12 protein-coding genes are annotated in these 15,422 nt (G+C 48.2%); 4 read left to right on the top strand and 8 right to left on the bottom strand.

What is annotated here, in order from left to right; translation table 11 throughout:
* Positions 1–113 precede the first annotated feature (113 nt).
* Positions 114–1,493 carry a sodium-dependent transporter gene (locus tag ACO6VG_RS13235; protein ID WP_422132719.1) on the top strand — a complete coding sequence of 460 codons (1,380 nt, stop codon included), beginning with the start codon at positions 114–116 and terminating at the stop codon, positions 1,491–1,493.
* Positions 1,494–1,575: 82 nt separating this feature from the next.
* Here ACO6VG_RS13235 and ACO6VG_RS13230 read toward each other — a convergent pair whose 3' ends face one another.
* Positions 1,576–3,393 carry a hypothetical protein gene (locus ACO6VG_RS13230; RefSeq protein WP_422474292.1) on the bottom strand — a complete coding sequence of 606 codons (1,818 nt, stop codon included), beginning with the start codon at positions 3,391–3,393 and terminating at the stop codon, positions 1,576–1,578.
* A 354-nt stretch (positions 3,394–3,747) separates the two neighbouring features.
* Between ACO6VG_RS13230 and ACO6VG_RS13225 the strand changes: the two genes are divergently transcribed.
* Both ACO6VG_RS13225 and ACO6VG_RS13220 read left to right on the top strand, forming a co-directional pair.
* On the top strand, positions 3,748–3,981 hold the full coding sequence (locus ACO6VG_RS13225) for an AbrB/MazE/SpoVT family DNA-binding domain-containing protein (protein WP_422137333.1): 234 nt from the start codon (positions 3,748–3,750) through the stop codon (positions 3,979–3,981).
* Positions 3,923–4,135, top strand: coding sequence for a type II toxin-antitoxin system PemK/MazF family toxin (locus ACO6VG_RS13220; protein WP_422137332.1), 213 nt, complete (start codon positions 3,923–3,925; stop codon positions 4,133–4,135). The genes ACO6VG_RS13225 and ACO6VG_RS13220 overlap by 59 nt, the downstream gene beginning before the upstream one ends.
* 116 nt (positions 4,136–4,251) lie before the next feature.
* On the opposite strand, the gene ilvD is transcribed toward ACO6VG_RS13220, so the two are convergent.
* The 7 genes from ilvD to eat form a co-directional block, all read right to left on the bottom strand.
* Positions 4,252–6,093, bottom strand: a complete 1,842-nt coding sequence (gene ilvD, locus ACO6VG_RS13215; protein WP_422474290.1) for a dihydroxy-acid dehydratase — start codon at positions 6,091–6,093, stop codon at positions 4,252–4,254.
* Positions 6,094–6,247: 154 nt separating this feature from the next.
* Positions 6,248–6,958 carry a DUF3581 family protein gene (locus ACO6VG_RS13210; protein WP_422132714.1) on the bottom strand — a complete coding sequence of 237 codons (711 nt, stop codon included), beginning with the start codon at positions 6,956–6,958 and terminating at the stop codon, positions 6,248–6,250.
* 287 nt (positions 6,959–7,245) lie between these two features.
* Positions 7,246–7,944 (bottom strand): glutamine amidotransferase-related protein, encoded by a 699-nt coding sequence (locus ACO6VG_RS13205; protein ID WP_422132713.1) that lies wholly within the window; start codon positions 7,942–7,944, stop codon positions 7,246–7,248.
* Positions 7,941–9,110, bottom strand: a complete 1,170-nt coding sequence (locus tag ACO6VG_RS13200) for an iron-containing alcohol dehydrogenase (protein WP_422474288.1) — start codon at positions 9,108–9,110, stop codon at positions 7,941–7,943. Before ACO6VG_RS13200 ends, ACO6VG_RS13205 begins: the two co-directional genes overlap by 4 nt.
* Positions 9,111–9,132: 22 nt before the next feature.
* Positions 9,133–10,521: an aldehyde dehydrogenase family protein gene (locus ACO6VG_RS13195; RefSeq protein WP_422474286.1), complete on the bottom strand. Its 1,389-nt coding sequence runs from the start codon at positions 10,519–10,521 to the stop codon at positions 9,133–9,135.
* Between the two features lie 23 nt (positions 10,522–10,544).
* Positions 10,545–11,918 carry a glutamine synthetase family protein gene (locus tag ACO6VG_RS13190; RefSeq protein ID WP_422132710.1) on the bottom strand — a complete coding sequence of 458 codons (1,374 nt, stop codon included), beginning with the start codon at positions 11,916–11,918 and terminating at the stop codon, positions 10,545–10,547.
* 66 nt (positions 11,919–11,984) lie between these two features.
* Positions 11,985–13,430, bottom strand: coding sequence for an ethanolamine permease (gene eat / locus ACO6VG_RS13185; RefSeq protein WP_422132709.1), 1,446 nt, complete (start codon positions 13,428–13,430; stop codon positions 11,985–11,987).
* A gap of 276 nt (positions 13,431–13,706) precedes the next feature.
* On the opposite strand from eat, the gene phrB reads away from it, so the two are divergent.
* Positions 13,707–15,125, top strand: coding sequence for a deoxyribodipyrimidine photo-lyase (gene phrB / locus ACO6VG_RS13180; RefSeq protein ID WP_422474284.1), 1,419 nt, complete (start codon positions 13,707–13,709; stop codon positions 15,123–15,125).
* Positions 15,126–15,422 lie beyond the last annotated feature (297 nt).

Below are 15,422 nucleotides of genomic sequence, written 5' to 3'. Positions count from 1 at the left end.
AGCGGCGCAGTTGTCGGCCCATAAAGATCAGGCCCGCGCATCAGACAACGAGGAAGCTGTTATCAACAGGCTGTATTAAAAATAAGTCGGCGGACAAACAGTCCCTGAATGGAATGACTGATCAGAGTAAATCCACCTTGCCAGAAATCCAGGCTACACGAGGTCAGTTCAGTAGCAGACTGAGCTTTATTATTGCCGCTGCCGGCTGCGCAGTAGGTGTGGGAAACATCTGGAGCTTTCCAACCCAGACGGCACAAAATGGCGGCGCAGCCTTTGTTCTGGTTTACCTCTGTTTCTCATTCCTTCTTGCTTACCCCACACTGGTGGCCGAACTGACTATCGGTCGATACAGTCAATCCAACTCAGTGACTGCCATGACCGGTCTGGATAACAGGAACTGGGTCAAAAAACTGGGCTTGATCACCAGCATTATGGGATTGGTGACCCTGACTCTGATTTACAGTTTTTACAGCATTATCGGTGGCTGGTTTACTGGTTTCTCTCTGGCCCCGATCTTCGAATTGGGCGGCCTTCACGCGGCGGCCAGCTGGCTGACCGATTTTAATGTCTACTCAACGGCTCTGGTCACCCTGCTTTTCATGGTTCTGACCACGTTGATCGTCATCGGTGGGGTTAAAGAGGGCATAGAGCGCTGGTGTAACAGGCTGATGCCCGCCCTGTTTATTATTTTGTCTGTGCTCATTGCTTTCGCTTTAAGCCGACCCGGTGGTATAGAAGGTTTGAAAGTCTATCTGATTCCGGACTTTTCCAAACTACTGAACCAACAGCTTTTGATTTCAGCCCTGGGGCAGTCTTTCTTCTCTATGTCTCTGGGTGTGGGCTGCATGATGGTTTACGGTTCTTATCTGAGTAAAAAAGCCAACCTTCCACTCACCGCTTTCCAGGTTGCGCTGGTCGACAGCTCAGTGGCGTTCCTGGCTGGTATGCTGATCATTCCCTGTATGTTCGCTGCCATGCAGCAGGGTATCGAGATTTACACCGCTAACGGACAGCTCCACAGTGCTGACACGCTGGTTTTTAACGTACTGCCAACCTTATTTAATCAGCTGGGAATACTCGGGCAGCTGGTTGCGCTGGCTTTCTTCATGCTGCTAACGATTGCCGCGCTGACTTCATCGATTTCTCTGATAGAACCAACCGTAGCCTATATGGTTGAAAAGCTCAGTTTTCGTCGCCATTACGCCAGTTGGTGCATTACGGTGATCTCAGCCTGCCTGTCGGTTTTAATCATTTATCACATTGAGACGCTGCTGGGTCTGGCCGTTAAAGTCGCTACTCAGTATCTGCAACCTGTTTTGTGCTTCATGATTGCCATTTATGGCAGCTGGATCATGCGTCAGAACCGCCTGCTGAAGGAATTGAGTCAGGGCTTTCCTGAAATCCGGAAGAGCCTGTTCTGGAAGATCTGGCCCTGGTATATCAGGACGATTTGCCCGGGCCTGATTCTGATACTCTTCCTGAGCAATCTCTGATCTTCTTTTTAAAAATTTCCCGGAAAGCCTGCTAATAGCAACCGGGCTGAAAGAACAGGAAGAAGATTAAAAATAAACTCCGTCAAAAGCCAAAACTCTCTCTGACGGCATCGATACCCCCAGAATCATAAAGCGCATCCACTCTCTCTATGACGGCCTCGATATTCTCAGAACCACAAAACGTTTCCACTCTCGCTCTGACAGCCTCGATATTCTCAGAACCATAAAGTTCTTCCAGAGAAGAATCAAAGTTAGCATCGAACCATTCAGTGAAATCCTTCAGGTATTTTTCCCGTTTTTCCAGATATTTTATCCTCTCTTCTTCTTTTCTTCTCTCCTTCTCTTTCTCTTCGATGCTAAGCTCTTTTTCTTTATCTCTCTTTTCTGCCTTGTTTTGTATAGCTCCATGAACCTGCTCAGTGACGTTGGTATTAACAGTTGGCGGAAACATCGCCATCACAGCAGTTGACACTGCCACAACATAGTTTATTTGCATTCTGTCAAATATTGTGCCAAGGCTTAACATTGTGCACGTGAATTCACTTCTACCAATAAACGGTTTTTCTAATTGATTTGTTATGAACTTTTCTAAGGCTAGAAGAAATTTTTGAAACAATTCAGGGTTTTCATTTCCAGGGTTTTCATTTGAGGCGTTTAATACCCTTTTGAGTCTTATCTTTAATTCTAATTTTCTGAAAATCGTTACACAATGTTCAACCATGTCTTCATCCGTATCTGATTGGCTAAAACAACTCGGCATATTATCAACATGTGCGCTTACGATTTTTTTAAAGAGAAATTCAAGATTCAGGCTTGTGGCATACAAGAAACTCATGAACTGCATATTCGAGGCAACTGATTCAGGATCTTTCTCACCATATTCTTCTATAAGCATTAACATTTGTTCAGCTGATTCTACACCGTACTGATAAAGCGGTGTTAAATTTTTATTAACTTCAAAATTGAGCAGAGAGTAAGCAGCTAATAACATTGGGTCTGCTGATGCCTCAGAACTTTCAGCTTCTGGGGAACCACCCAATTGTTGCAAAATCTTAAGACGCATTTCTCCCAATAACTTAAGCCCAGAGAAGACGGAAGCAGACTCTTTAACATTTGCTTTTAAAACATCGTGATCGTTTATTGAGGCTAATGTACCTAAAAGGTCACGTTTTCCGGCATGGAGTCTCTCAATACCAGACAAGCCAGTGGCGTGAAACAGGAATGAGTCAAATAAAGCATGAGCCACCTGAGGGAGGCTTTCATTTGAATGGATGATTGTGTAGTAGCTCAACATCAAAATCGCCAGGTTCTGTTGATCTTCTGGCTTAGTCATATCGACAGGAGATTCGGTACCCATGATGTTAGTCAGAACGCCTATCATTGCATTCTGGTTACTGTCAGCCGAAATATGGAGAACTTGTTGTACTTGCTGAATCATGCTTGCAATTGTCAGGCTCTCATCGGGTGGGGTTATCGGGATATAGCTCAACATAGTGTTCAAGGTGTTGTTTTCAATTCCCGTATTCAATCCCAGGATAATGGCAGTAATTTGTGCATGATTCATTGGCGGGAGCGGAATATCCATTAAAGGCTGAGGCTGCTGCGCTCCAGCCCCATCCGATGCTTCTGAACCCTCAGCTATTATTTCGCCTTGCTCATTTTCATAGTTCATTGCAAAGATAAGATGGGTGCTATTTGGGCTGGGTACAAAAGGAGGGATTTTGCCTGTATAAGCATTATGGTTAATTAAATCCTCCAGGAAGCCAGACCCTTTTGTGGTTTTTTCTCTGACAAATTCCTCCATCATTGGCGTTGAAAAAGGACTTCCTGCCAGCAGTTTTGAACAGGGGCAAGCCATTATGATGAGGCCAAGGGAAGCAGCAGTTGGTAATCGAGCCATGTAATTCCCCATTGTCGTCTTTCTAGCTTAGTTTGAACGCTACAGTAAAGTAGTCCATCTATTGCAGCAGCGACAGATTTTCAGCACCCGCCAGACCAAGCCTGATCACCCTTTTAACTCCGTTTTTAAATAGAAAAGGCGGATAACGGGCTCAACCTCATCTCTGAAAATGAAAGTCAGTAAGGATTAGTGTTTGAGCATGGGCTGGAGACCTGAAACTAAAATTCAGTTCCCTGTACGATTTCGAGCACTCGTAGTTTTAAAAGTGGCCAAATTTAAGAACGCTTGTATTAACTTGCTCAGGCGCTATAGTTTATACCTGTGTATATACTTTTATTCGGAGCCAGTGGCCAGATGATCGTTCAAATTAAAAAATGGGGTAATAGCCTTGCCGTTAGAATACCTGCTAAGGCTCTTTCTATTTCAGGGTTAGGTGAAGGTTCCTGGTTGGAAGTAAATTCTTTAAAGGGTGAAATTCTCCTGAAGGAATCAAAGCCAAAGATGAAATACACCTTGGAGCAAATGTTTGATGGTTATGACGAGAACAGTTTTGAGCCTAATCAGGAAGATAAGAGGCTGGCCCTTTGAGGTCAAAATTGATGGCGGAGATGTTTCAGGAGTTGCCCTTTGTGAACAGATCAAGTCATTGGACTACATTTCGAGAGAACTAGAATTCATAGAGAAAGCTGATCCTGATGCAGTTGAAGAAGCGATAGCCAAAATAGTGGCTATTTTCGATTAAGTCGGCACATCAATGTAAGCTCAGACTCATTGTCCTGGATTTTTTTGTTTGTTTACGACAGATAAAGTACACGACAAGCTCTATATAACATAGAGCTTGTCGTTCATGAGTCACTGTCAATCCAGGAGCGACACATCTCTGACAGCACCTTTATCGGCACTGGTCACCATAGCCGCATAGGCTTTTAATGACGCAGAAACCTTACGAGGCCGCTCTTTCAGAGGTTTCCAGGCTGCCTTGCCTTTCGCTTCCATCCGGGTACGACGCTCGGCCAGCTCTTCATCAGACAACTGTACGTCAATGGTACGATTAGGGATATCAATACGAACGATATCGCCTTTTTCTACCAGAGCAATATTGCCCCCCGCTGCCGCTTCTGGAGAAGCATGACCTATGGAAAGTCCGGAAGTACCACCAGAGAAACGACCATCGGTCAGGAGCGCGCACTCTTTACCCAAACCTTTGGATTTCAGGTAGCTGGTCGGATACAACATCTCCTGCATACCCGGACCACCTTTGGGACCTTCGTAGCGGACGATAACAACATCACCGGCTTCTACCCGACCTTCGAGAATATCACTGACTGCATCTTCCTGACTCTCACAGATATGTGCAGGTCCTTCAAAAACCAGAATACTCTCATCGACACCAGAGGTTTTTACTACGCAACCATCCAGGGCAATATTACCGGTCAGAACCGCGAGACCACCTTCATTGCTGTATGCATGCTCCAGTGTCCGGATACAACCTGATTCACGATCATCGTCCAGCGTTGGCCAGCGAGTTTCCTGACTGAATGCCTGTGTCGTACGTATGCCGGCAGGTCCTGCCTTGAAGAATGTCAGTACCGATTCGTCACTGGTCTGTTTGATATCCCATTTAGCCAGAGCTGCGGCCATGGTTTCACTGTGAACCGTCGGGATCTCATTGTTCAACAACCCTGCCCGATCCAGTTCACCCAGGATGCCAAACACACCACCTGCACGATGGACATCTTCCATATGGTATTTCTGGATGTTAGGTGCCACCTTGCACAGCTGAGGCACCTTGCGAGAAAGGGCATCAATATCTTTCATGGTGAAATCGACACCCGCTTCCTGTGCAGCGGCCAGCAAATGCAGAATGGTATTGGTGGACCCCCCCATGGCTATATCCAGACTCATAGCATTTTCAAAGGCCTTATAGCTGGCAATAGAGCGAGGCAGAACAGACTCGTCATTCTGTTCGTAATAGCGCTTGGTAATATCGACAATCCGTCGACCGGCTTCGAGGAACAGTTGCTCACGATCGGCATGAGTGGCCAGCATGGAACCATTGCCCGGCAGGGACAGACCCAGAGCTTCCGTCAAACAGTTCATGGAGTTGGCGGTAAACATACCGGAGCAGGAGCCACAGGTTGGGCAAGCTGAACGTTCATACTCAGCAACAGTTTCATCGTCGGCATCCGAGGCGGCAATGACCATGGCATCGACCAGGTCCAGTCCATGCTGTGCCAATTTGGTTTTACCGGCCTCCATGGGACCACCGGAGACAAATATCACTGGAATATTCAGTCTCATGGCGGCATTGAGCATTCCGGGAGTAATCTTGTCGCAGTTGGAAATACAGACCAGGGCATCAGCAGTATGGGCATTTACCATGTACTCAACGGAGTCGGCAATGATGTCCCGGCTGGGCAGGGAGTAAAGCATGCCGTCATGGCCCATCGCGATACCATCATCGACGGCGATGGTATTAAACTCTTTGGCTACACCACCATGCTTTTCAATTTCTCTGGCCACCAGCTGTCCCATGTCTTTTAAATGAACATGGCCGGGAACAAACTGGGTAAAAGAGTTGGCTACGGCAATAATAGGCTTTTTGAAGTCATCATCCTTCATACCCGTGGCACGCCAAAGCGAGCGGGCTCCAGCCATATTACGACCGTGGGTCGAGGTTCTTGAACGGTATGCAGGCATGACTCTCTATCCTTTCTCTCTGATTCTTAATCCTGATGTTTGAGAAGCTCTCTGGAAACCAGGCTCTCTGATGTCTTCCATGGCGGATTCGGGATTATAACAGAATGATGGGAGCCTGATAGGCTCCCGACAGCCTCATAATGCAGAAGAATAATTAAGCTGCGTATTCTATCCGGCGACGATTATACTCCTCGACCATACTGTCGACGGCAGGCTGATCATATTCCCGCAGGTTGGCCAGAACCATGGTTTTCTTCCCTTCGCCCACAACTTTGTCACCTTCTTTGAAGACAAAGCCCAGGGTGACATTACCACGTTTGCCATTCACTTCCAGATGAGACGCTGAGGCCTCTATTACGGGGTCTTTCAGATCAATTGTGTCCAGATGTACCGACATGGTTTCGTAGATAACCAGAGGCCGCGCCACATTAATCATGACATTCTTCTCTTTCATCAGTGGCACCAGAACATGTGGGAAGTTTTCACCTGAGAACGCCACATAAGCCTTTACCAGCTTTGCAATCATGTCAGCATTGTTTGTTTGCTTGCCATCATGCTCAACCCGCAGGTATTCCTTCTCACTCTGGTCACAAATAATCTTGTCACCATTGTCGGCATCGGCAATCGACAGGGCAACGCCATCACTGACCATGCCACTGAAACTCACTTTCATATCAGGGTATAGCCCTTCAGAGCAGAGAATTTTGGCAAACAGAAGATCACCCGGAACACAAAACTTCTTGGTGTCGACATCATGCAGCGGGTTGAAGTCATTGGCGATATTCTTGGCAAAATCACTGGACTGCTGACGAGTGAATGAGAACTGGTTATTTTCCAGCTCAGTACAATATTGATCTAAAAACATAATGTTGTTCTGTTGGCCCGGTCTTTCAGATGAGTGACCAGAGCTCAATCCATTTCATATGGACTTGTATTTCCCCAGGGCAGTGAGAATCAAATATTGAAAACGGCCAGAGGGCTCGATCTATCTCTGGCGACTCACTGATATCATACGTCAAATCCGAATAAGACTACTGTTACTAAAACGTAGCCGTTTGTTTCAGCACTTCATATATTAATACAACCAATTGATTAATAAGCCATTTTAGTATCAACCCGGAAACTCAATTAAATTTCCGGGTTAGACCATGACTAGAAAAACTGCATGATCCATTGAGCTATCAGATCACTATCAGGATCGTCTTTCAACGAATCCATGCCCTTGCGCACTCTGTCCCCGGGAATCGCCTCCCGACGTGAATTCATCAAGTCCGCAGAGTAAGACTTGCTGAATTCCGGATGCCCCTGAATACTGATAAAAGAATCGCCATATTGCAGCATAAAATTGGGACAGAAATCACTGCAGGCGAGTACTTCAGCCGAAGATGGCAAACGAGTGACTTGATCCCTGTGACTGACCAGTAACTTGAAGTCCTCAACCGCAGGCTCCATCCAGCGGGTCTTTCGGGTGACGTGATTGTACGACATACCAACACCCCAGCCTTTGTCAGCCAGCGCTACTTGCCCCCCAAGACTGTTTGCCATGATTTGATGACCAAAACAAATACCCGCCAACTTGCAACGATCCTCGTACAGCCTTCTGATAAACCCTTCCAATAAAGCTATCCATGGAAAAGGATCATAAGCACTGTGACGACTGCCCGAGATAATCCAGCAATCACACTCATGAGTCGTTTCAGGAATCTCACCATCCACTACCCGGTAGGTGATCATCTGTATATCAGGCTCCTGCTTTCTCAACAGAGCCAGAAACATATCCGGATAATTGTTGTGAACCTTGCGCAGCTCGGGCGAAACGTCATCACACAACAGCAAACCGACTTTCATCATAGATCTCCCCGAACCGCATCCTGGCCTATCTGCTGATATTCAGCCGCAGAAAAAGAGATTGGGTTTCCGGCTGCCGAAGGATCGGCAAACGCCATCCGCCCGACTTTATCCAGCTGGCTATCGTCGATTCCGATTTCAGCCAGTGTATGGGGGATTTCCAACTGTTCTCTGAGCCCTATCACCCAGTTGAAGAAAGCGTCAAAGCCCGGAGCAGGCAGGTCAAGGTAACGACTGAGGGCCGCCATTTTATGACCGATGGCGGCTCTGTTTGCCTTCAGAACATAGGGCATCAGAATGGCATTCAACAATCCATGATGAGCGTCGTATAAAGCCCCCAGTGGATGCGCCAGAGCATGCATAGCACCCAGACCTTTCTGAAAGGCCGTTGCCCCCATGCTGGAGGCCACCAGCATCTGATGCCGGGCCTCAAGATCACTGCCCTGCGCCACTGCCCTGGGAAGATAGTCTTTTACCAGACGAATGCCTTCCAGTGCGATACCCTGGGCCATAGGATGATGGAAAGGCGAACAATAGGCTTCAAGATTATGGGAGAGTGCATCTATACCAGTCGCTGCGGTGAGTCCGGCAGGTAAACCACAGGTCAGTTCGGCATCAAGAAGCACGATGCCAGGAAGCATACCCGGGTGAAAAATGATCTTTTTCACCTGCTCATCCTGATGGGTGATCACGGAAGAACGCCCCACTTCCGAGCCCGTTCCGGCGGTGGTGGGCACAGCCACAACGGGCAACATTCCCTCTACATTGACTCTCAGGTAGTTATCACCCACATCTTCAAAATCCCAGATTGAACGACTCTGGCCAACCATCAGGGCAATAGCCTTACCCGCATCCAGGGCAGACCCCCCGCCAAAAGCGATCACACCATCATGGTCGCCTTCCTTACAGGCAGCGACGCCGGCTGAGACGTTCTCACCGGTTGGATTACCCTTGATTCCGGAAAACAGTCCACACCCGGTCAGAGCAGAGCTGACCTGTAGCCGGGCTTCCTGAATCATGGGCAACTGTGATAACCCCGGATCGGTAATAATGAGTGGGTTTTTCATCCCCAGTTCAATGCAGGCAGCAGGCAGATCTTTGATGCGGCCAGCGCCCGTTCGGATAGCTGTCGGGAAGTTCCAGTTAGCTGTGTACTGCTCAATGTTCATTAATGTACGTCTCCTTACTGCCTCAGCCGTGCTTGATGTGGAAAGATTTGGGTCGGGTCAGGGCATCAAAACCCAGCACCGACAGGGTGCAGCCCCGACCAGAGTTTTTAATACCTGTCCAGGCCAGAGCAGGGTCAAGATAATCACAGCGATTGACAAAGAAAGTGCCGGTTTGAACCTGACGACCCAACTCAACCGCCCGCTCAATATCCCGTGAGAAAATGGCGGCAGTCAGTCCAAATTCACTGTCGTTCATCAGGCTGAGCGCTTCTTCATCTGAAGAAACTTTTTGAATCCCTAAAACAGGACCGAAACTTTCTTCAGTCATCACCCGCATATCGTGATTTACCTGAGTCAGCAGCTGGGGTGCAAGATAGGGAGTGCCTGGCTCATCCTTGGGAAACAAGGCCGGATCGATATGAGCAACTGCACCCTGTAACACAGCTTCTTCCACCTGCCCCCTGACAAAGTCCGCAGCACTGCTTTTTACCAGAGGACCCAGAGTGGTTTCAGGATCATCGGGTCGTCCGAGGCGGTATTGCTTCACCAGAGCAACAGCCTTTTCAACAAATGCATCATAAACAGCTTCATGTACGTAGAGCCTTTCTATGCCACAGCAGGATTGACCGGAGTTAAAGAAAGCACCGTCTATCACCGTGTCTGTCGCTGCATCCAGATCAGCATCCGCTCTGATATAGGCAGGATCTTTGCCACCAAGCTCCAGACCCATACCGATGAATCGTCCGGCAGCCGCCTTTTCTACTACGGCTCCCGCAGGAACTGAGCCCGTAAACGCCACATGCTTGATCGCGTCACATTGAATCAGGTACTCAGTGTTCTCATGGGACATGTGCAGATACTGAAAAAGCCCTTCAGGCAGACCCGCTTGAAGAAAGGCTTCGACCATGCGCTCGGCACAGAGCGGGGTTTGAGCAGAATGCTTCAGAAGCACGGCATTACCGGCCAGCAGGGCTGGCATAATGCTGTTGATTGCGGTCAGGTAAGGATAATTCCAGGGCGCTATGACCAACACAACACCCAGAGCTTCCTTGCAGATATAACGGGTAAAGCCTTTTTTTTCAGGAATTGTGACGAGCTTCAGTGCTTCACTTGAAGCTTCAATCATGTAGCGGGCACGCTCTTCAAACCCTGCTACTTCTCCGGCAGAGTATTTGACTGGTCTACCCATCTGCCAGGTAATTTCACTGGCAATGTCGTCTTTCTGAGCGACAAAGTAATCCACAGCTTTGCTGCAGATGTTTTGTCGCTCTTCCAGAGCAGTACTTTGCCACTCAAGCTGAGCTTTCTCAGCCTTTGCCAACGCTTGATTAATGTCTGAAATATCAGACAGTGGACGTTCAGCAACCACCGAACCATCCACTGGTGAAAGGGTAATCTGTGTATTATTCATTGTTTTAAATCCGTTGGAAGTGATCAGATAATTTCGAAATAACGATCCATTTCCCAATCCGTAATATGCTTTCTGAACTCTCGTTCTTCCCACTCTCTGGAAGCAGCGTAGTGTTCGACGAAAGCGCCACCCAACATCGTTCGGGCGGCTTCGGATTGCTTGAATTTTTGGGCTGCATCCCAGAGCGTTGTGGGTAGTGCATATTCAGGTGGGTGCCCCTGGTCGTAGGCATTTCCTTTCACCTGATCCTCGGGCTCCCATTGGTGAATAATGCCCTGAAGACCGGAAGCCAAAGCGGCGGAAAGGGAAAGATAAGGGTTAGCATCCGCAGAGCCCAACCGGTACTCCACTCTCTGTGACGTCTCTGAACCCGGAATAACACGCAATGCGGTGGTACGGTTTTCAACCCCCCAGGTCGCGTCGGTAGGTGCCCAGAAGCCGGGAATAAGTCGGGTGTAACTATTGACGGTAGGGGCCAGCATGGGCAGAAATTCAGGCATTAATCGCTGCAAACCGGCAATAAAATGCCTCTGTGTCTGACTGATGCTGTGTTTCTGGCTGGGATCAAAGAACGCCGACTGCCCATCCTTTTTGTTGAACAAAGACAAATGAATATGACCGCTCTGCCCCGGATAATCCGGTGACCACTTGGCCATAAAAGTGGCCATCAGCCCATTACGCTGCGCCAGCACTTTCATAAACGTTTTAAACAGTGCGGCTTTATCTGCGGCATTTTCAGCAGAGTCGACAGCAATGGCAGCTTCGACCACGCCAGGCCCGGTTTCTGTATGAATGCCTTCGATGGGAAAATCCATTACTTCGGCCATTTCCAGTATCTGGTGATAAAGATCGGAATGCACTGAGTTTCTTATCATCGAATAACCAAACCAGTCAGGCGTCAATGGTTTGAGGTTTCGAAAACCTTTTTCCCGAACCGATTCCGGTGTCTCCTGGAACATAAAAAATTCATATTCCAGCGCCGCACGGGCATCAAAGCCCATGTCAGCTGCTTTCTCAATGACCCTTCTCAATGTACCCCGGGGACAGAGCGCTTCTGACTGCCCCTTGAATTCGGCAATGAACAACAGCATGCCATTTTCAAATGGGATCTCCCGGCAGGAATGGGGCAGGATTCGTACGGGAGCATCAGGGTATCCAGTATGCCAGCCTGTATATTTTACATTGTCATAAAGCTGGTCTTTACTGTCCCAGCCGAGGATTACATCACAAAAGGCAAAGCCGCTTTCCAGAGCTGAAAAAAACTTGGCCTTGCTCATGTATTTGCCGAGCATGATTCCATCGTTATCGAAAAGACCGACCTTAACGTGAGAGAGTCCCCTCTCTTCAACAATTTTTTTAGCATCTTCAATGGTTTTGACATCTCTGGGGTTGTGCATATTTGATACTCGTTTTTCTTAGGCTTTTCAGGTGTCAGGCACCAGAAAGGTGCCCAAACAATCAGCTCAGCTCAGCTCAGACTCAGCTTCGGCAATGGCTTCGAATTCTTCTTCTGGCGCTTTAGCCACCAGGTGCTGTCGGCTGTATAAACCGAAATAAGCCACCATGACGGCATAGAAAGCCGCAGACCAGAAAGCGGCTTCGCTGCTCACCAGAAAGGTAGAGAGAAAGGCAACAATAGCCAGACCAAAAGCAATGCCTGACGTTATGATGCCACCCGGCGTTTTATAAGGACGTTCCAGCTCTGGCTCTTTAACTCGCAGGATAATATGAGACAGCGTCATCATGGCGTAGGAGAGGGTGGCACCAAAAACGGCCATAGTGATCATCAGATCACCTTCTCCGGTCAATGACAGCAGGAAACCAATGATTCCAGGAATGACCAGGGCCATTGTGGGCACTTTTCGCTCACCGGTTTTTGATAAAAAGCGAGGTAAATAGCCGGCTCTGGACAAGGCGAATACCTGTCGGGAATAAGCGTAAATGATAGAAAAGAAGGACGCGATCAGACCGGCAAGTCCAACAAAGTTTACAAAGGTCGCCATGTAAGAGTCTTTACCATAGACTTCTTGCAGAGCCCCTACCAGTGGAGCAGCATGATCCTTCATGTATTCGGCGCCCACTGCGCCGGGGGCCAGAACCAGTACCAGCCCTCCAAACAACAACAGAACGACCATGGCGGTGATAATCCCTCTGGGCATATCCTTCTTGGGATCGCTGGCTTCTTCAGCCGCCAGGGGAACACCCTCTACCGCCAAAAACAGCCACATGGCAAATGGGATGGCAGCCCAGATACCGACATAACCTTCGGGCAGGAAAGTTGAAGCGCCGGTAGCTTCTGCATTCACGGCGATATCAAACAGGTTGTCGACGTTGAAGACAGGAATCATTCCCAGGATAAACACTACTATGGCTAAACATGCCAGGCCGGTAATCACCATCATGATTTTCAGAGCTTCTCCGGCCCCCAAAAGGTGCAAACCAATAAAGGCAGCATAGAAGGCACCGTAAACCAGGGGTCCGTCCCAACCAAAAAGTTCATTCACATACCCGCCTATAAACACGGCTATCGCTGCAGGCGCGATCGCATATTCAAGAAGTATGGCGGTGCCTGTCAGATACCCTCCCCAGGGACCCATTGCCCGACGGGCGTAGGAGTAGCCGCCACCAGCAGTAGGTAATGAAGAAGACAGCTCAGCCAATGACAACACCATAAAGGTATACATAATAGCCATGACAAGGGTGGCCAGGAGCATGCCACCAAAACCGCCCTGTTCCAGCCCGAAATTCCAACCGGCAAAATCTCCGGAAATCACATAAGAAACCCCGAGTCCAGCCAGAACCAGCCAGCCCGCTGCTCCTTTCTTAAGTTGTCTCTGCTTCAGATAATCATCAGAAACCTGCTCATATTCAACAGAACGGGTTGTTGGAAACGAACTCGTATCGAGCATGTGTAGTACCTTTTTTTAAAGCCATCCTGTTAGCTCATCTATGCTATTAACTCCCCTGATAGCATAGTGAGAAAGTTAAAATATTGTTTAGCAACTATTAAGCCAGAGTTCTTAACGTTTCCCCGGGATGATCCACTTCCTTTTAAAGTCCGTAACAGAGTTATAACTTAAAAATATAACTGAAGGTGCTATTCACACTATGAAAATCCAGCTCAGTCAGAGAGAGTATTTATTTGCCTATTTCGGAGGTGGGCTGGATTTCCAGCCTACATATCTATGAGTCGAACACTGGTCTGGTTCAGAGGCGATCTGAGAGTGAGTGACAACCCTGCTCTATACCACTGCGCAGACAAAAATGAAGTTATAGCTGTTTATTGCCTGTGCCCGGATCAGTGGCAGGAGCACAATGACAGCCCGAACAAGCTCTGGTTCTGGATGCAGAATCTCAAACAACTGGAGCAGTCTCTTAGCAGACTCAACATTCCATTGGTCGTCATCCAGTCTCTCCGGTTTGAACACTGTGCCCAACAACTGTTGCAGATGGCCCGGAAGCTAGAGTGCGATGGCATAAGCTTTAATAACGAACATGGGCTCAATGAAGAAAACAGGGACAAGGCTGTAGAGCAAACATTTATCGGGCAGCAGCTAGAGTGCCAGCGCTTTTCTGACCAGACCCTGATCCCTCCCGGTCAACTGTTGAATGGCAGCGGTGATTATTTCAAAGTCTTCACGCCCTTTAAAAAGGCTCTCTATCGAACCCTTAACCTGCATCAGATTCAGCCACTGCCTGCGCCTGAAAAGCAAAAGCCCTTGAAGTTGCCTGAAGTTGAGACCTTCGACTATCAAAATCTGTTTAAGCCCGTAGAAGGCTTGCAAAAACTCTGGCCCGCTGGTGAGGAGGAAGCAGCAAACCGGCTCAAAGCATTTATTGAGTCTCACGGTGAAGGTTATAAAAAGTTCCGGGATTTTCCGGGTATTGATGCCACCAGCACCCTCTCACCCTACCTGGTTTCAGGAACAGTCTCCCTCAAACAGTGTTTTTATGCTGCCCTTCAAGCCAACAACGGAGAAATGGACTCAGGAAGTGATGGCCTGCAATGCTGGATGAGTGAGTTAATCTGGCGGGAGTTTTACAAACATATTTTGCATGGATTCCCCAGACTCTCCAGAGGCAGAGCATTCATCACGGACACTGAACATCTGCCCTGGAATGATGATAAACAGGCATTCAATGCCTGGTGCAAAGGTGAGACCGGCTTTCCATTAGTCGATGCAGCCATGAAGCAATTGGTGAATACCGGCTGGATGCACAACCGCCTCAGAATGGTCACGGCCATGTTCCTGACCAAAAATCTGATGATTGACTGGCGCCTCGGGGAAACCTTCTTTATGCAGCATCTGATTGATGGTGATCTGTCTGCCAACAACGGTGGCTGGCAGTGGTCTGCCAGCACAGGCACCGATGCGGCCCCCTATTTCAGAATGTTTAACCCTGTCAGTCAGTCCGAGAAATTTGATTCACAAGGTCATTTTATTCGCCACTGGCTACCCCAGCTGGACAAACTCAGTAGTAAGGAGATTCACGCCCCCTGGCAAAAAAATACTCATGAGATTAACTACCCGGCACCGATTGTTGACCTCAAAGCATCCAGAGCAAAAGTACTCTCTGCTTTCAAGGCGCTGAAGCAGTCATAAACAAAATCGGAAGAGCCTGTCTCGCCCCTGAGCCTTCGGAAATGAATTTCAGTGGACGAGGCAGTTTTTTTTGTTGGATTTGTGCGAATGGTTGACCTGTCTGAGCAACCCTTCAGGTCGATTTTGCATCGTAAATCACGCTGTTTATAACGCCTCTGAATTTGCGGGTTATGACGGTCGCCTACTAGACTGGGTGATTATGGTCTTTTGAAGATAATCATGTCTGATGTTAAAACTGCTTCATCCATATTGCCTCTCTGGAAACGTTGCCTGATTGCCCTTGCAGTGATGTTGGTA

Origin of the sequence: Endozoicomonas sp. ALB032 (genome assembly GCF_049310125.1) — a bacterium.
Lineage (GTDB): Bacteria > Pseudomonadota > Gammaproteobacteria > Pseudomonadales > Endozoicomonadaceae > Endozoicomonas_A.
Note: the sequence above shows the minus strand (reverse complement) of the source record. Positions and strands in the feature narration are given on the sequence as shown.